Annotated in this window: 12 protein-coding genes; 7 read left to right on the top strand and 5 right to left on the bottom strand. The window is 44.3% G+C overall.

Features of this window, described 5'->3' with window-relative positions:
* Nucleotides 1-192 precede the first annotated feature (192 nt).
* Complete coding sequence (locus KFF44_RS08385) at nt 193-837, top strand: alpha/beta hydrolase (RefSeq protein ID WP_255933314.1); 645 nt, start codon at nt 193-195, stop codon at nt 835-837.
* A gap of 75 nt (nt 838-912) precedes the next feature.
* Here KFF44_RS08385 and KFF44_RS08380 read toward each other — a convergent pair whose 3' ends face one another.
* Nucleotides 913-2064 (bottom strand): anhydro-N-acetylmuramic acid kinase, encoded by a 1152-nt coding sequence (locus KFF44_RS08380; RefSeq protein ID WP_255933312.1) that lies wholly within the window; start codon nt 2062-2064, stop codon nt 913-915.
* A 124-nt stretch (nt 2065-2188) separates the two neighbouring features.
* On the opposite strand from KFF44_RS08380, the gene tyrS reads away from it, so the two are divergent.
* On the top strand, nt 2189-3442 hold the full coding sequence (gene tyrS / locus KFF44_RS08375) for a tyrosine--tRNA ligase (RefSeq protein WP_255933310.1): 1254 nt from the start codon (nt 2189-2191) through the stop codon (nt 3440-3442).
* Nucleotides 3443-3504: 62 nt separating this feature from the next.
* On the opposite strand, the gene KFF44_RS08370 is transcribed toward tyrS, so the two are convergent.
* Nucleotides 3505-6882: an AsmA-like C-terminal domain-containing protein gene (locus KFF44_RS08370; protein WP_255933308.1), complete on the bottom strand. Its 3378-nt coding sequence runs from the start codon at nt 6880-6882 to the stop codon at nt 3505-3507.
* 129 nt (nt 6883-7011) lie between these two features.
* Between KFF44_RS08370 and KFF44_RS08365 the strand changes: the two genes are divergently transcribed.
* The 5 genes from KFF44_RS08365 (at nt 7012) to KFF44_RS08345 (ending at nt 13103) form a co-directional block, all read left to right on the top strand.
* Nucleotides 7012-9951, top strand: coding sequence for a bifunctional [glutamine synthetase] adenylyltransferase/[glutamine synthetase]-adenylyl-L-tyrosine phosphorylase (locus KFF44_RS08365; RefSeq protein WP_255933306.1), 2940 nt, complete (start codon nt 7012-7014; stop codon nt 9949-9951).
* Nucleotides 9952-9963: 12 nt separating this feature from the next.
* Nucleotides 9964-10428 (top strand): thioredoxin-dependent thiol peroxidase, encoded by a 465-nt coding sequence (gene bcp, locus KFF44_RS08360; RefSeq protein ID WP_255933304.1) that lies wholly within the window; start codon nt 9964-9966, stop codon nt 10426-10428.
* A gap of 5 nt (nt 10429-10433) precedes the next feature.
* A complete protein-coding gene (locus KFF44_RS08355; protein ID WP_255933302.1) occupies nt 10434-11264 on the top strand; it encodes a ferritin-like domain-containing protein in 831 nt (276 codons plus the stop codon).
* Nucleotides 11265-11407: 143 nt separating this feature from the next.
* Nucleotides 11408-12667, top strand: coding sequence for a peptidoglycan DD-metalloendopeptidase family protein (locus KFF44_RS08350; protein WP_255933300.1), 1260 nt, complete (start codon nt 11408-11410; stop codon nt 12665-12667).
* Nucleotides 12621-13103 (top strand): polymer-forming cytoskeletal protein, encoded by a 483-nt coding sequence (locus KFF44_RS08345; RefSeq protein ID WP_255933298.1) that lies wholly within the window; start codon nt 12621-12623, stop codon nt 13101-13103. The genes KFF44_RS08350 and KFF44_RS08345 overlap by 47 nt, the downstream gene beginning before the upstream one ends.
* A 76-nt stretch (nt 13104-13179) precedes the next feature.
* On the opposite strand, the gene KFF44_RS08340 is transcribed toward KFF44_RS08345, so the two are convergent.
* The 3 genes from KFF44_RS08340 to KFF44_RS08330 all read right to left on the bottom strand — a co-directional run bounded on the left by KFF44_RS08340 (nt 13180) and on the right by KFF44_RS08330 (nt 17492).
* On the bottom strand, nt 13180-13755 hold the full coding sequence (locus tag KFF44_RS08340) for an ATP-dependent Clp protease proteolytic subunit (protein ID WP_255933296.1): 576 nt from the start codon (nt 13753-13755) through the stop codon (nt 13180-13182).
* Nucleotides 13756-13780: 25 nt separating this feature from the next.
* Nucleotides 13781-14909 (bottom strand): peptide chain release factor 2 gene (gene prfB / locus KFF44_RS08335; protein ID WP_255933294.1). Its coding sequence is split into 2 segments (ribosomal slippage): nt 13781-14839 and nt 14841-14909, totalling 1128 coding nucleotides; the frame shifts between segments, so codons are not numbered across the junction.
* 51 nt (nt 14910-14960) lie between these two features.
* Nucleotides 14961-17492 carry a penicillin-binding protein 1A gene (locus tag KFF44_RS08330; RefSeq protein WP_255933293.1) on the bottom strand — a complete coding sequence of 844 codons (2532 nt, stop codon included), beginning with the start codon at nt 17490-17492 and terminating at the stop codon, nt 14961-14963.
* Between the last annotated feature and the right edge of the window lie 43 nt (nt 17493-17535).

Raw genomic sequence — 17535 nt, 5'->3', positions numbered from 1 at the left:
TTTTCTATAGTTTCAGCTTTTGTCGAACCGTTTTAAAACGCTGCTTGGCGCAAAATCTTTGATTATTTTTGCATAAATTAAACAGGATGCTTGCGATTCGATAGTAAAATTAGATATATGCTTATTTATATAGTTAATTGGGCGTCGTTTGCTCGACAATAATTTAATAGAAAAGCACACCAAAGATCAATCATGCCAGAAATTATTTTTAATGGACCTGCTGGTCGCCTTGAAGGCCGATATCAGCCTGCACAATCTGATACTGCGCCTGTAGCGCTTATTTTACATCCGCATCCGCAATATGGGGGCACAATGGATAATAAGGTCACTTATTATCTTTATCACGCCTTTGTTCACCGTGGTTTCGCGACACTAAGGATCAATTTTCGCGGTGTTGGCCGAAGCGAGGGCGAGTTTGATCAGGGTATTGGTGAGTTATCGGACGCTGCTTCTGCGCTCGATTGGCTACAGTCTATGAACCCTAATTCAACGGGAACGTGGGTTGCAGGGTTTTCGTTTGGTGCCTGGATCGCGATGCAGCTTTTGATGCGCCGTCCAGAAATCAAGGGCTTTATCTCTGTCGCACCGCCAGCGAACCAGTATGATTTCTCATTCCTTGCCCCTTGCCCGTCCTCAGGCCTTATCGTGCAAGCAGGCGATGATGAAATGGTAACACCAATTTCGATCATTAAGCTTGTTGAAAAGTTACAAGCACAAAAAGGAATTGTGATTGACCATGAAGAAGTTCGGGGCGCAAATCATTTCTTTGAAACCGAACTCAATGCCTTCATGGCGAAGATCAATACATACTTAAACAAACGCCTTAAAGAAGGCTGATTATTGATTGATTTAATGATTAAATAAGGCGGTCTGACCGCCTTATTTTTTGATCTACCTATCATATAAAACTATTTACCGCCGTGCGTAGCGCTTTCGCGTTTTATGAAGAACGCCGCCAGTAACCGGCATTTCACACCCTGTTGTCTTTGGCAGGCTGAGCGGAAGGCCATAAAGCGACCGTACTGCTAAAAAGGCAAACGCTTCAGCCTCAAGGGCATCACCACGCCAACCAAGGCTTTCAACTGGTTCAACAAGCGCCGGCAAATGACGGCGAAGACGGCGCATCAATGTTGTATTGTGCCGCCCGCCACCACATATATACCAAACGTCTGGAGTGCTAGGAAAATGGCTTTGCGCTGCAACTACAGATTCGACAACAAAGCTTGTAAGTGTGGCAGCACCGTCCTCCAACGATAGACCTCGTGCCGATTGCATATTAAAGTCATTACGATCCAATGTTTTAGGCGGTTTTTCATCAAAATAAGGAGACGCCATTAGCCCCATAATAATTTCCTCGTGCTTGAGGCCAGTAGCGGCGGTTTCGCCATTGAAATCAATCGCCTTACCAGTATGGGCAAGCATCCAGTCATCAAGGAGCGCATTCCCGGGCCCTGTATCAAAGGCAACAATATCTATAAGCTCTCCGGTTTCATCAAACTTGACCCATGTTACATTGGCCACACCCCCAATATTCAAAACCGCAATCGTTTTATGTTTCAGATTCTTCTTCAAAAGTGCAGAATGATATATCGGGACAATCGGAGCCCCTTCCCCGCCATGCAGCATATCGTTTGTTCGCATATCTGCGACAACCGAAATTCCTGTATTTCCAGCCAAGCGACCACCATCACCAATTTGCCATGTCCAACCACGTTCAGGCCTATGTGTTACCGTGTGACCATGAAAACCAATGATATCAATCTGGTCCCTACCTGCCCCTAGCATACTTTCTAATTCAAACACGGCGTCGCTATGAAAATCCGTAATATTATCAGCGACTTCATTTATGAATTCGTTGTCACTGGTAATTGCTGGCAAATTTGCTGCTGCCTCAACGGCCTTTTGAATATCACTGCGCAATCCATCAGTGTACGGCATTGTCAATGATGGGCCATGGCGCTCTATGGTTTCGCCGTTAGTATATAAAATAGCTGCATCGACGCCGTCCATGGAGGTTCCACTCATTAATCCCACGGCACAGAGTGTTTTGTTTTTCGCTGACATAGCGCATATTCCTACTCGGTCATTATTTTACAGCTTGAGGCTTTGTGTTTTTCATGGCCTATGCTAAACCACTCGCCGCAATCACTATAAGAAATTTGCTATATAGCAGTAAACGGACCAAATAATGTCAAACGAAAATCAATCATTTAAGTCAGAATTTTTAAATATTCTCTCTGAACGAGGATTTATCCATCAAGCAACCGATATGGAAGCGCTTGACCAAAAAATGTCTGAAGGTTCAATCACTGCTTATGTGGGCTATGATATGACAGCCCCCTCTATCCATGTTGGTAACCTTGTTTCAGTTATGATGTTGCATTGGCTCCAGAAATGTGGACACAACCCCATTGTGTTACTGGGCGGCGGAACGACACGGATTGGTGATCCATCAGGCCGTGATGAAACACGCCAAATGCTAACAGACGAAAAAATTGCAGAAAACATGGCAAGTATTCGCAGTATTTTCGAACAGTTCCTTACATTCGGTGACAATCCATCCGATGCAAAGCTTGTTAATAACGATGATTGGCTGAGCACTTTTAAATATATTGATTTCCTGAGAGAAATTGGAACACATTTCACAATCAACCGTATGCTTACGTTCGACAGTGTAAAACTACGTCTTGATCGTGAACAACCGCTTACCTTCCTTGAGTTCAATTACATGATCATGCAAGCGTATGATTTCATGGAACTTTCCAAAACACATGGATGTAGCCTGCAAATGGGTGGTTCGGACCAGTGGGGTAATATTGTTAATGGTATCGAACTTGGTAGGCGCGTGAACGGTGATCAATTATACGGCCTTACAACGCCTTTAATTACCACGGCGGATGGCAAAAAAATGGGCAAAAGCGTAAACGGCGCAATTTGGCTAAACGAAGCCATGTTATCCAGTTACGATTACTGGCAATTCTGGCGCAATACCCATGACGGTGATGTAGGACGTTTTCTAAGATTGTACACTGATTTGCCTATGGATGAGATCCGGCGCCTTGAAGCGCTTGAAGGCGCGGAAATTAATGATGCGAAAATAGCGCTCGCTAATGCTGCAACGGCCATGTGCCGAGGTGCAGACGCTGCAAAAACGGCAGAATCAACAGCACGCGAAACCTTCATCAAGGGCGGTGCAGGTGATGACCTACCAACCTTCAAAATGGATTTAAACGCATCAGTTAATATAATCGATGCCTTTGTTGAGGCTGGCCTCGGCAAATCAAAAGGTGAAGTTCGCCGCCTGATGAAACAAGGTGGATTGAAACTGAACGATACCAAGATAGAAACTGAAAACTTGGTCTTGAGTAGCAACATGTTGAACGATGGAAAAATCAAACTCTCCGCCGGTAAAAAACGTCACGCTCTCATTATCAGCGAATAACGATTTATCTGCGAATAGCGATGCACATTGGGGCAAATTACTTTGCCCCAATGTTTATACCTTTAATATTGTGGCTTATCATCTTCTTTTGGTTCGGTCTGGTTTTTTGGCGACACCCTTGAACTATCAGTCTCTATATCCTTGCTAACTTTATCATCATTTTGACCGTCCTTAGCAACTGATGCTGTGTCGTTTTTAACTTCACCCTCTTCTGGTAACTCCACATCCTCGACCTTACCTTTACCTCCTTCAAAAATACCGCGAAGAAAGCCCGGTGCAATACCGGAAAGCGCGCTCACATCAACATCCGGATTATCTGTGGCTCCCTTGATTCTGTAGGTAAAACCGAACAATCCCTTGCCTTCACCGCCAGAGAAAATTGCACCCACTAACGGGATTTTACCCAATAAAGAGTTCAAACCATAAGCTGGCACAATAACACCGTTCATATTTATTTTACCGCTATTAGTATCCAGTTGGCCTTCCATTGTCATACCGAGGGAACCACCGTTTGCTTTCAGTCCATTCAGGTCCAAAAGGCCTTTATCATATAGGAAAGGTACTTCGACAACATTGAGAGCTAATCCTTCGCTATCAACATATTCCTCGATACCTTCAATAAGGCCTTCTGTAACCTTCTCGCCAAGCGTTGCTTTGTTCACCAGGAGGGTATCATCGATCTCGACCTCGCCCTCCAAGCGCCAAGTATCTGCCCAACCAACCGATGAAACATCAAGGTTCAAAACACCGCCATTGAGGTGTGGGAAAACACCCAATCCTCGCATCACAGCACCGCCATTTTCGCTTTGCAGGACAAGTTTCTGCTGCGTGGGCGTGTAAAAAACCTGTTCAAGAGGTTTTAGGCTAAGTGAAAAGGGCGAACCTGAAGATTGAATATTTCCATCCGCCGAAATTTCATAAGGCTGGTTAGAAATAACTGTTCCCTGAAACTTCAGATCAGACAAAGCTTCTCCGTTCAGAAGCAATAGTTCTTTTGAGGCAATTGATAACTCAACTATGTCACGAGCGTTCGCTTTTTCGTTTGCCTTTGAAGCCTGTTTTTCTTGGGTGGTTTTAGATAATTCAGTCGCGGTATTGTTTTCATTTTTTGCATTGGAAGCTTCTGCATTGGTCAGGAATGGCCTGAGGTCCAACCGTTCTGCCTTCACCGTTACACGTGATTTGTCGTTAAGCGGCAAGGTAACATCCGCAGTAAAACTATTTTGCCCTAACTGTTTAGCAACAAACGTTCCCGACAAATTATTATTTATCCACTTAAAATCACCAGTGGCGTCGATATCTTCTCCACTTATCGTCAATGGATACAAATGTACCACATTATCCGATAGCCGTGTTTTTCCTGATATTGTTGCCGGAACACCGGGTATTTTAACCCAACCAAGTTCCTGTAGCATCAGCTTTGACTTGGCTGCATCTGCCGTAAAATCGATAGATGAAAAAGCAAAATTACGACCGGATAGCTTTGCCTCAAAATCAATTTCCCCATTCAGATACTGACTAGTAGCTATTTTTAGCGCTTCCAATCCATTCTGATCTGTCGTTCCAGAAGCCGTAATCTGGGTTGTCTGTAGGTCCGCGTTATCCCGCCCACCAATTAAATCCTCATGCCAAACGAAGTCAGACCAAACACCATTTAATCGTGCCCTTCCCTTTGCTTCGATCGCTTCAGGCGTTATGTGCATAACAGCATTTGCATTCCTAATCCCCTCGCCATCAAGAATATTGGTAACACTGAGATTACTAAGTTCCGCCGTGACATCATAAGAAAGCGGGTTTTCACCCGGTTTTAAGTAAAGTGGCGTACCAATTCGCGCTTTTGCATGTGCAGTACCGTCAAAACGATTGATATCGAGCTTTATCTTGTCAGGAATCCTAAGTGGCGGATTGTTGATGAGGTTTAAAATTTCTGGAACAGGGCCTGCTAGTTCGAAATTAAAACTACCGTATGATTTATCCCGTGAGTTAATGTTTGTAAGCTCAGCCTTCACTTCTGTTACGGGTAACCCCACAAGCGTACCAGAATCAATGATGATATCCAGGTCTGTTTCCGTCAAAAATGCGTGGCCTTTTGCGCCGCGTACTGGAGGCATCGAGAGGATAAAGTGAGTATCAATATCATCAAAAGTGAAGTTCAATTCATAGGGGCTACCGCTTTTGAGCGTTGATTTACCATCAGGCGGCAGATCAAGGTTAAACTTGGCATTCTTTGCTTCCCCGCCGATCATATGCTTGGCAACCCAAGCACGCCCCCCTTTTTCAGAGCCATCGGGTTTACGAGCAATTGGCCAGAAGCTTAAAACTTCATCAATGGTTGCAGCTTCAAGCGACGCATTGAAGCGAACCCCGGGGCGTTCTTCATCATCGAGCCAATAAATAACACCGCTGCCTAGAACCCTTGGCTTACCAAGCGAGAGTTCGAGCTCATCAAACACAAACACTTGCTCTTGTGGGTCAAAATGTGCGGAGATATTACCAAATTCAATCGGTGCCTTTTTGGGAAACAATGAAGGATGATAAAGAACTCCTTTGTCGATATGTGTCAGGAAATATGCCTGCTTCAGTCCAGCCTCTGCATCAAGGGTGAAATCCACCTGAAGCGAAAAAGGAAAATCCAATGACGTAAAAAAGTCTGGTAATTGTAGATACCCAACCAAATCCTTTGGCACGAGTTCAGAAAAGGATAGTCTTAAATCAAGCTCCTTTTCTTCCGGATTTATGTCCGCCCCCACACTAACGCGTGTGGGAATAATGCCCCCAAGGGTAACATCAACTGTACTACTCGCCATCAACGTATTGTCATGGCGTTCTAACGTTATTGACGAGGCAGATAATCGTGCTGGCTCGATAGTCTCTCCGCGGTTAACCGTGACAGTCGTGTTTTGAATATTCAAATCTTTAAATTTTGGCGCGGCCACGATGAGGCGATTACTAAATCGACTAAAGGCTTCGGACAGTGGCTTCAAAATATTTAGGTTTGGGACACCCGTTTCACCAAATAGATCGGTATCAAGGTCGGTATTTTCATCATCACTGAAGGCACCAATATCGAGGATATCAACCCTAGCACCCTGCGCGTTAACTGATGAAATTTTAATGTTGCCATACAAAGTTGAGAAACTGGTTCCCACCTGAACACTTGGTATTTCACTGATCAATCTGTCCCGTCGATCTACCAGGCGTAAATCAGAAATAACAATCCAAGGCCTAACAGCCTGCCAATCCCAACCCAGCGTAGCTTTCTGATAGGATACCTGCCATCCTGGTAACAATTCACTGACTTGGTTGTCGATTTCTTCTTTTGCGAACTCAAGGTCAATGGGCGCAATAATCAATCGCGCAACCAACAAACACAAAAGCAAAGTAAAAACGGTCGTTAAACTAACAAGAGACCGAACAAACAATTTTCCTGATTTTTTCAAGGTTTGTACCTATTTGTTCTCACAACCACTCAAGTCTCTTAATTTACTTGGTACAATAGCGAACATTCGTCTAGTGTCACACCATTAATACTAACCATCACCTTTGTGATATTATACGGGTTACACTTCATGTCTACCGACCTAAACATACAAAACCCAATACCACAATATACAGAAAAAACAGACGAAATTACGGCAAAGCTTGAACAATTTCTTGCCGAGCAAAATCCGCCCTCTCATTTAAACCCTTCCCAAAAAGAGAACATTGCATGTTTGTTCGGAAACAGCCCATTTTTATCAGCAATTGCACAGCGTAATATTGAATTTACGGCCCAGTTATTTGCAAATGGACCTGATTTCACCATTGATATTATATGGAAAGAATTAAGTAAGCCTTACGTTAAAAATAGCGGCGTTGCAGATTTAATGGAAAATCTACGCATACTGAAGGCAAAGGTGGCGCTGACATGCGCCTATGCGGATGTAGTCAAAGAATGGCCTCTTCATAAGACAACAAAAGCCCTTAGCGATTTTGCCAGCCAATCTTTAAATACCGCCCTTGCTTTCTTATTAACTCGGGAAGCGCAAAAAGGTAATATTGAATTAGATATTGGTGATAGTGAAACGGTTAATATCAACATTGTACGGTATTGTGGCTTTTTTATTCTCGGCATGGGGAAACTTGGCGCCAATGAATTAAATTATTCATCCGATATTGATCTTATTGCCCTCTATGACCCTTCAAAAGTCAACTATACTGGCCGCAAATCCATAAAGCATTTCTTCGTATCGATAACGCAGGAATTGATGCAAATTATGGAACGCAGAACAATGCACGGATATGTTTTTCGAACTGACCTAAGGTTACGTCCAGATCCAGGCTCTACTCCAGTTGCAATCTCCATTGAAGCAGCAGAAACTTATTATCACACTGTTGCCGCGAACTGGGAACGGTCAGCAATGATCAAAGCAACGCCAATCGCTGGTGATAAAAAACTCGGACAATCCTATCTTGATAATCTCTCTAGCTGGATTTGGCGACGAAGCATGGACTTCGCTGCCATCCAAGACATTGCAGCGATAAAGCATTATATCAACACCCATTTTGAACAATCAGACAAAGACTTTGAAGGCTTCGACGTCAAACTTGGCAAAGGCGGCATACGGGAAATAGAATTTTTTGCTCAAATTAATCAGCTATTATACGGCGGTCGACATATAGCAATCCGTAAAAAAGCTACACTCCAAACTTTGGATGCGCTTGTTGAAGAAAAATTATTAGAAAGCGATACTCGTGACCGCCTTCGCGATGCCTACATATATCTGCGAACGCTAGAACATCGTATCCAGATGATCAACGATGAACAAACACACACTATACCGGAAGACGATGATCAAAGAATTTTGGTGTGTAAATTCATGGGATATGACGGCGATGATCAACTCAAAGAAAGCCTGTTTTACCGTACCAGATACGTGAGCAAAACCTACCAAGAGCTTATGCCTGACGATCAGGAACAGGATAAGCAATCCTTCATTGCTGCCAACCTTGAAAAGACATTGAATACTTTTGGTTATTCCGCCTCGTCCAGCATTGCAAACATTATAAGCGGCTGGCGTTCCCAAAAATACCGTGCACTCCGAACGGATCGAAGCCAAAAACTTCTGGAAGAATGTTTACCCGGGTTGATCGCATCATTTGCCGAAATGAGCGATCCAGATGCAGCACTAACCCGCTTTGATGCATTCATCGCTAAGCTACCAGCGGGTGTGCAGTTATTTGCTCTATTTCAAGCAAACCCGTCACTCTTCAAATTAATCGCTCGCGTCATGGGTTTGGCACCAGCGCTGGCTGATACGCTTGCAAAAAAACCAATGCTTTGGGAACTGTTACTTGAGCCCTATTTTTTTGCCCCAATAGAAAATGAAACAGAGTTAACTGAGTATCTTCAAAGTTTGATTGATAATGCTCAGGACTATCAAGATATCCTCGACAAAACACGACAGTTTGCAGAAGAATATAAATTCAGAATAGGCGTTCAAATGCTTGAAAGCATCGCATCAACCGATGAAGCAATGCAATCCTTAGCGCTTATAGCTGATGTTATATTGAAATGCCTTATTCCGTGCGTCGAAGCAGAATTTCAGGATCGTTATGGTTCGTTTGAAAACGCCGGCATTGCTATACTGGCTATGGGTAAATATGGCGGTTCCGAACTAACCCACACTTCTGATTTAGATATCGTTTTCCTTTATTATATTGATGATATGAGCAAGGCCTCTAATGGGCAACGATCGCTTGGCCCCAGTCAATATTTCTCAAGACTTGGGCAAAATATCATCACAGCGATAACAGCACTGACATCCGAAGGCAGACTTTATGAAGTTGATACAAGACTAAGACCGTCAGGTAACCAGGGGCCACTGGTTGTAACCCTTGATACCTTTCGCGATTACTACGGCAAGTCCGCATGGACTTGGGAACACATGGCCTTAACACGCTCACGTATCATTAAGGAGCCAACACACTTCAAAGACCAACTTGTCAGCGAAATTCGCACAATTTTAACCAAAGAACGTGATCAGGAAACCCTACTCAAATCCATATCGAATATGCGGCAAAAGCTTAGGGATGCAAATAAGGTGGTTAGCCCTTGGGCAATCAAACATGCAAAAGGTGGCCTAGTTGATATCGAATTTATTTGTCAGTATCTTCTTTTGAAGCATGGTGAAAACTATCCACAGATTTTTTCAAGTCATATCGATACTGCCCTCAACAATCTTTTAGAACATCAATTGATCGACCCTCAAATATGTTCTGACCTCATTGCAGCACGTCAATATATGCAAAATATTCAATCGGTTTTGCGCTTATGTCACGGCGAAAAAACGCTTGATGACGAAGCGTTCTCCATCGGTTTGACAGAAATTCTATGCAAATCAACGAAACAGGAAAATTTCGATATACTGAAAGGTAACTTGTTAAAATGGCAGTCTACGATATACAAGCATTTCCAGACGATAATCGATTATCCAAATGAACACGTAGAAAACAACGTTTCAGATTAACGGAGATATTCAATGACACTTAGTATTGGCGACAAAGCCCCTTCATTTTCATTACCTGCAAACGGCGATCAAACGATTTCATTATCCGATTATGCTGGAAAAAACGTTGTTCTCTATTTCTATCCAAAAGACAGCACCCCCGGTTGCACAACAGAAGCAAAAGACTTCACATCGCTTAAAAACGAATTTGATGCTGCAAACACGGTTATCTTGGGCGCATCTAAGGATTCTGTTCGTCGCCATAACAACTTCATTGCCAAGCAGGAACTGGCGATTGATCTGGTATCCGATGAAGAAGGCGAAATGATTGAAGCTTACGGCGTTTGGGTCGAAAAAAGCATGTACGGCAAAAAATACATGGGAATTGAACGCGCCACCTATTTAATCGATGCAAACGGTATTATTCAGCAGATTTGGCGCAAGGTGAAAGTCAAGGGCCATGCTGAGGCTGTTCTTGAGGCAGCGAAAGCTCTTTAAAGTCTATGAGCGTTTCGAGCAAAGTTAATTTCACTGACATAAGCACGGCATCGCTTGCCGTGCTTGAAACCCCTGATGCAATTCAAAAGGTTGAAACCGCTCGTATGGTTGCTCGCAAATGGCAAGCCGGAGAATTACCGTTTCAGTTTTCCGCACAACCCAATTTGCGTCCCCAACGTCCAGAAAAGCCAGAATTATTAGACCCAAATCAAATGCCGCGGCGCCGAAAAGCGGGGAATATCGAAAACCGTAAAGCCCTTCTTCATGCGGTAGCACACATTGAACTAAATGCCATTGATTTGGCTTTTGATATCGTTGCCCGCTTCGGCAAGCAAATGCCACGGGATTTTACAGATGATTGGATTCAGGTTGGCGACGATGAAGCAAGGCATTTTTCAATGCTGGGCGATCGCTTGAATGCGCTAGATTGTAAATATGGTGATTTACCTGCTCATGATGGCCTTTGGCAATCCGCAGAGGTCACAAGGCATGATATTTCGGCACGCCTCGCGATTGTGCCCATGGTACTAGAGGCTCGCGGGCTCGATGTAACGCCGGCGATGATAGACCGATTTGAACGTTTTGGTGATAGCGAATCGGCGAAAACACTTAAAATTATCTATGAAGAAGAAGTTTCGCACGTAGCTGCGGGAACCAAGTGGTTTTCCTACCTAGCGGAAAAAGCAGGCCATAACACCGAAGACTGTTTTCAGTCCCTTGTAAAACAATACTTTAAAGGGCAACTTAAACGTCCGTTTAACCACCCTGCTCGCTTAGAAGCTGGAATGGTGCCTTCTTTTTACGAACCGCTTGCAGATATGCTCAATGCACTATAAGGAACATATTAGCACTTAACTGATAGGAACTCTGGGGAGGGTTCTAAGTATCACGGTTTGCATCATAGTTTTGACACGAAGTCACCCTATGAGCACTGAGAACAATACTGGCATGGGGGTATGCTCAACAGCATACAAAATTTTTGACTACTGAAACAAACCGAATAAAAGGCTTCGGCAAAAAATTCTTGTCATTTAAAGCCAAATATTTTCCTGAGCGCCAACTCTTCTTGCGTAGCGAAGGCCGGGTCCGTTTTCTGACAATCAATAGTTATTTTCAGATGACTATGGCCCTTTCCATAATCATCGCATTCGCTTGGGGTATTATCACCTCTTATGCATACCTGACCCGCGATATCACACTGGAAGAAAAGAACCAGCAAATCGCGAATATTTCAGCCGATTATAATTCATTGGAAAATGATTTTTCTGCCCTTGAGGAAGAGATCGAACGCCGCGCGAACAAACTGGAAGAACGTCAGCGTTTTCTTGAACAAAGCATTTCAGGAAATGAGATTGAAGTTTCCAGTGATGATGCGCCCACAGAAAACCCACTAGAAACTGCTCCAGATCAAACACAATCGTCGGCCACCTCTTTTTTTGAAGGATGGTTAGGTGAAGAAAAAATTGAAGTTACAGAAGTTTTGACAACCCGTGAGCGCCGCGAAATTTTATTATCAAAACTTCAGAAACTCGCTGAACAACAAGAACAAATTGCTACAAATTATTTGGCATCATTGACTGCTGAACAAGATCACATTGAAGCCATATTAAAACCAACGGCTGTTTCATCAGAAAAATTCATAGACCTTGCCAGCAAAAATCAAATTAACGCTGTTGGTGGTCCCTATGAAGCGTCGTTAAAATTTGAAGGTATATTCAACGCAAATGACGGGCAGGTTTTCGAACAAATTATCGAAAATCAGGAACGCCTTAAGATCGTCACAATGATGTTAGAAAGCTTCCCAGTCGGTGAACCTGCTGCAAAATATTATCTTTCGAGCCGATACGGACGCAGGGTAGATCCGATTAAGAAAACATGGTCAAACCATTATGCTGTAGACCTTGCAGGCTGGCCCGGCACCGCAATCCAAGCTGCGGCACCAGGCAAGGTAGTGAAAGCAGGATGGTTGGGGCCCTATGGCCGTATGGTTGAAATTGATCACGGGAACGGTTTTCGGACCCGTTACGGCCACATGAGAAAATTAAGAGTTAAGAAAGGCGATATCGTCGAACTTGGCCATAGAATTGGTGATATGGGTAAAACGGGTCGTGTAACTGATACACATCTTCACTATGAAGTATGGTTTGATGGAAAGGTAATCGACCCACTACCCTTTATAAAGGCAGGAAAAGATGTTCTCGAAATCCAACGAAGACACAAAGAAACAAGCGAAACCTGATGGTCAGGCTACCCGCACAAGAAACGTAACTAATCTAGGAGGAAGCAATATGGCCGCGCCGTCAATTATTGGTTCAGATGTACAAATCGAAGGCAATGTAAAAACTTCAGGTGAACTTCAACTTGATGGTAAAGTGATGGGCGATATTAACTGTGGTAGCCTTGTTATGGGTGAAACAGGATCTGTTAAAGGCCTCGTCAAAGCAGACAATGTTACTATTCGCGGTAATGTTGAAGGGGAAATTCGCTCAAAAACTGTTCGCCTTGAGAAAAGCGCCGTAGTGAACGGCGATGTTTATCATGAAAACCTCTCGGTCGAAGCTGGCGCCAAGTTATCTGGCCGTTTTGCCCATACTGATAACCCAATGGACAAAAGCGCTGCTGCAAAGAAAGTTGAAGAATCGCCTTCTTTCATCGCAAAAAAAGCCGCTGAATAAATCAGAAAATTCTACACTTATAAAAAAGCCCGCAATCTTTCGCGGGCTTTTTTCTTATTTTCTAAGAACTTAATTACTACATATTCGCTTCACTATCGACAATTTTACCAACAAGCCCATATTCAACCGCTTCTGAAGCAGTCATCCAGTAATCACGGTCCATATCAGCTTCAATTTTCTCAATTGTTTGACCTGTTGCATCTGCGAAAATCTGGTTCAAGCGCGAACGCATAATAACAATCTGTTTAGCTTGAATATCAATATTGGTTGCATCTCCAGCAACACCGCCACTTGGCTGATGCAGCAAAAACCTGGTGTTAGGTGTTGAGAGTCTATTTTCTCTGTTAGCAGCCGCAAAAATCAAGGCCCCTGCACTCGCTGCCCAACCGGTCGCTAAAATCCGAACGTCAGGCGTTATAAACTTGATTGTATCATGGATCATATCGCCAGACTCCACATGGCCGCCGGGAGACGAAAGAATTACAGTGATCGGATCGTTTGAAATATGCGCCATAGCATGCAAAGTCGCACAGGTTTTAAGGGCTATATCCTTATCAATCTCTCCAACAATGAACACCTTCCGCGCATCAAACAGCGTTCTACTCAGTTGCTCGGATTGTTGTTCCTGTTTTTCACTTTTTTCTTCTGCCATTTCATAACTCCCAATCAATTTAAAATTATTCGATATCACTCACGTCAGCATTTTCGCCGTGAACGCGGGCGGCAAGTGCAGCAGCCATAAATTTATCAAGATCACCATCCAGAACATTCTGCGGCTGTGTCGATTCTTCGCCTGTCCTAAGGTCTTTCACCATTTGATACGGCTGTAGCACATAAGAACGGATTTGATGCCCCCATCCGATCTCTGTCTTTTGCGAATGAACAGCATTTGCTTCTTCTTCACGGCGGCGCAGTTCTTCTTCATAAAGCCGCGCCTTCAGCATTCCCATCGCAGTTGCTTTATTCTTATGCTGTGATCGCTCATTCTGACACTGAACAACAATCTTGGACGGCAGGTGTGTAATACGAACCGCCGAGTCTGTTGTATTCACGTGCTGACCACCAGCACCGCTTGCACGGTAGGTATCAATTTTAAGATCAGATTCGCTGATTTCAATATCGATAGAATCGTCAATTACCGGATATACCCACACAGAAGCAAAGCTTGTATGACGCCGCGCATTCGAATCAAACGGTGAAATACGCACCAATCGATGCACGCCAGATTCGGTCTTTAACCAGCCAAAAGCGTTCTCACCCTTCACGAGCAAGGTTGCGGATTTTATCCCCGCTTCCTCGCCATCTGAATATTCAACGGTTTCGACTTTATGTCCTTTTTTCTCTGCCCAGCGGAAATACATTCTGAATAACATACTGGCCCAGTCCTGTGATTCCGTACCACCTGCGCCAGAATTAATTTCGATGTATGTATCATTGCCGTCTGCTTCACCTGAAAGGAGCGCCGCAAGCTCTGCTGTTTTAGCACGGTCCAGCAAACCAGAGAGCGCTTCCTCAGCTTCCATCGCCATATCACTATCGCCTTCCATATCGGCGAGTTCGATAATTTCCTGATTGTCAGCGAGGTCTTGCTCGATTTCCTGAACAGCCCCGATTGCGTCGTCCAGGCGAGTGCGCTCACGCATTAGCTTCTGGGCATTTGCAGGATCATTCCAAAGGTCAGGGTCTTCCGCGAGTGTATTTAACTCATCAAGTCTTAGTATAGCTTGATCCCAGTCAAAGATGCCTCCTCAGCAGTGCAAGTGACTGCTTGAGGTTGTCGACGATAGCCTGTGCTTCCGCGCGCATAAATTCTCTTTCTATAATAGAGTGGTATTTTGTGGAAAGCCTGGCTTCGTTTTAATAAACGCCGCCGGACCCTTTTCTTATGGTGGTTTTACCAACTGGGAGCGAGCCGTCAAGTACTGCAACCTGTCCGGGCCGTGGTTCGGTTCCAGGCTTAAAGGCTTCAAGGATCACATTCTTGTCCCCAGGCTTAGCAGGAGCGCCAGTTTCAGCGTTAATCCTGACGAGACGAATACCCGATGGCATGCGAAAGGGAATACCTGGTGTATCCTTAAGGGCCCCTTGCATGAAATCGCGGAAAATCGGAACTGCAACGCTCGAACCCTCTTCAAAACGGCCAAGCGAACGCGGGCGGTCAAAACCAGTGAAAACGCCAACAACCATATCGGCGGAAAATCCAACAAACCATGCATCAAAGGAATCGTCGGTTGTTCCTGTTTTGCCTGCTAGTGGTTTTCTGAGCACTTTAATTTTACGACCCGTTCCATTTTCAACAACACCCTGCATCATCGTGACGAGCTGAAAAGCAGTTTTAGGATCAATAATTTGATCACGATTTTCAGGAAGCCTTGGTTCTTCGAAACTACGACTAACGTCGTAACCTAGCTCTTCCCCAACAGAGAGATTAAGTGTGCAATCACCGCATTCACGCTCATCATGTTTATATATTGTAGCGCCGCGGCGATCCTGAATTCGGTCAATAAGGGAAGGAGTGATTTTTTTCCCGCCATTTACAAGCATGCCATAAGCTGCCGTAATATCCATAACGGTCACTTCTGCTGCTCCAAGCGACGCCGCGAGATTTGGTTCCATGTTATCTGCAAGACCAAATCGATCCGCATATTCAAACACACTGCGCATACCAATATTTTGCGCCAACCGCACAGTCATCAAATTTCTTGATTTCTCGATACCCAGCCGGAGGGTGCTTGGACCATAAAATTTATTTGAGCTATTTTTCGGCTTCCATCGTCCTAAGCCCTGCCCTTGATTAATAACAAACGGGGCATCCAGAACCAAGCTCGCTGGTGTAAAACCTTTATCAAGCGCAGCTGCATAAACAAAGGGTTTGAAGGCGGAACCCGGTTGGCGTTTTGCCTGAACTGCGCGGTTATATTGACTGGAATTATAATCAAAGCCACCAACCATCGCCAGCACACGCCCCGTGTGTGGATCCATGGCAACAAGCGCCCCTTCGATTGCCGGGATTTGCTGAAGTGAATAAACAGGAACGTCAGTTATCGGGTTTCCAGACTGATCCCAAAAATCATCAATGGTTACTGGTTCCCTATTTGATAGGGCTTCGACAACAATAACATCGCCCAAGGCCAATACTTCGGCTGTATCTTTAACCTTGGGGCCTAAGCGCTCGCCGGTACGCCATTTCCTTGCCCATTCAACTTGCTCGAACGGAACGAACCCAAAGCCGCCATCCATAAGGCCTATCAGAGCTCCTTCCTCGCGCACTTCATGCACCGCAGCAAGTTGCCATGAAGGAATTCCAAGCGATCGTTTTTTAGACTTTAAGCTATCGATCCAATTATCATCTATTGTTATTTTTGATATCCGTCCGCGCCAGCCATGCCTGCGGTCATAGCTAACCAAACCATCACGCAGTGTTTTTTCCGCAACAGCCTGTAGTCGCGGTTCTAAGGATGTCCTTACAGACAGTCCACCTTCATAAAGGACTGTATTGCCATAAAAACTATTCACTTTTCGACGCACGGCCTCAGTAAAATATTCTGCTTTAAATTCAGAATGTCCCGACCTTGGCCTTACAACCAGGTCTTCCGCTAAAGCCTGATTATACTCGGCTTCATCAATATAGCCATTTGCAAACATACGGCTTAGAACCCAATCACGCCTGCCTTTGGCGCGTGCTTTCCGGCGCACTGGATGGTACCTGTTCGGTGCTTTCGGCAATGCCGCCAAAAACGCCATCTCAGCAGTTGTTAGTTCATTCAGGGCTTTATTGAAGTAATTCAACGCAGCCGCCGCAACCCCGTACGAACGATTTCCAAAATTAATTTCATTCAAATATAATTCGAGGATATGATCCTTGCTGAACGCACGCTCAATCCTGAGCGTCAAAATCATTTCTTTGATTTTTCGGTCAAGCTTTTGATCTGATGTCAAAAGGAAATTCTTGGCAACTTGCTGGGTTATTGTTGAGCCACCTTGAAGCGGTCGCCCTGAAGCAAGATTATAAATGTTTCTAAGGTTACCCCTGATCATTCCCAAATAATCAAGTCCACTATGATTATAAAAGTTTTTATCTTCAGCCGACAAAAATGCTTCAATTAACTCATCCGGAACTGCATTGATTGGAACGAATATACGCGGTTTCGTCGAATATTCCTTGAGCAAAGAACCATCGCCAGCATGCACCCGGGTAACAACTGCGGGTTCGTAACTTTCCAATTGTCTATAATCCGGCAAATCACGACCATAGTGAATAATCGCCCACAGGATAAGAACACCAACCGAAACGAAACCCACTAGGCTCGTGACCATAGCAAACTTTAACAACCGTCGCCAAAGCGGCTTTTTATGCGCCGTATTTGTATTTTGTTTAGTGCCAGACATAGCTGTTATTCATATATCGCTTCTATCGGATGAACAAGGCAAA

Source organism: Kordiimonas sp. SCSIO 12610 (assembly GCF_024398015.1).
GTDB lineage: Bacteria > Pseudomonadota > Alphaproteobacteria > Sphingomonadales > Kordiimonadaceae > CANLMI01.
This window is presented reverse-complemented; position numbering and strand designations above follow the sequence as displayed.

Coding starts and splice junctions, on each gene's coding strand:
- KFF44_RS08380 (WP_255933312.1), bottom strand. CDS start 2,064: ATGTCAGCGAAAAACAAAACACTCTGTGCCGTGGGATTAATGAGTGGA.
- KFF44_RS08385 (WP_255933314.1), top strand. CDS start 193: ATGCCAGAAATTATTTTTAATGGACCTGCTGGTCGCCTTGAAGGCCGA.
- KFF44_RS08355 (WP_255933302.1), top strand. CDS start 10,434: ATGAGCGTTTCGAGCAAAGTTAATTTCACTGACATAAGCACGGCATCG.
- KFF44_RS08330 (WP_255933293.1), bottom strand. CDS start 17,492: ATGTCTGGCACTAAACAAAATACAAATACGGCGCATAAAAAGCCGCTT.
- KFF44_RS08340 (WP_255933296.1), bottom strand. CDS start 13,755: ATGGCAGAAGAAAAAAGTGAAAAACAGGAACAACAATCCGAGCAACTG.
- bcp (WP_255933304.1), top strand. CDS start 9,964: ATGACACTTAGTATTGGCGACAAAGCCCCTTCATTTTCATTACCTGCA.
- KFF44_RS08345 (WP_255933298.1), top strand. CDS start 12,621: ATGTTCTCGAAATCCAACGAAGACACAAAGAAACAAGCGAAACCTGAT.
- KFF44_RS08365 (WP_255933306.1), top strand. CDS start 7,012: ATGTCTACCGACCTAAACATACAAAACCCAATACCACAATATACAGAA.
- tyrS (WP_255933310.1), top strand. CDS start 2,189: ATGTCAAACGAAAATCAATCATTTAAGTCAGAATTTTTAAATATTCTC.